The following is a 334-nucleotide window of genomic DNA, read 5'->3' on the forward strand; positions in this document are numbered from 1 at the left end:
GATGTTTTTAATAAAAATAATATCTGCATCCACCTCGTTTAGGTTCTCTATCAGCGCCCCGTGCCCTCCAGGCCTAAATAAAAGAGAGCCGTCCGCCTCCCTAAAGGGTTTATTATCCATATCCACGGCAATAGTATCCGTAGATGATTTTTGGAAGGAATAGGATACCGAAAAAGACACCTTGGCTTCTGCCGACACTCTTTCCCCAGCCGTTTTAAACTCTTCGTTAAACATTTCCCCATGCTGCTCGGAAATAGTGAAATGCAAAGCTGCCTCGTTATTTACAGACGCATAGGCGGCTGCTTCCTTTAAATGCTCCTCAAAAGGAGTGGCG

General features: G+C 45.2%; 1 protein-coding gene. It reads right to left on the reverse strand.

Annotated elements, in window-relative coordinates; all coding sequences use genetic code 11:
* Nucleotides 1-334 (reverse strand): DUF4301 family protein (locus F1E73_RS17505; protein WP_150452716.1); only part of this gene is annotated, 334 nt, incomplete at both ends.

Origin of the sequence: Arenibacter lacus (assembly GCF_008711145.1) — a bacterium.
Lineage (GTDB): Bacteria > Bacteroidota > Bacteroidia > Flavobacteriales > Flavobacteriaceae > Arenibacter > Arenibacter amylolyticus.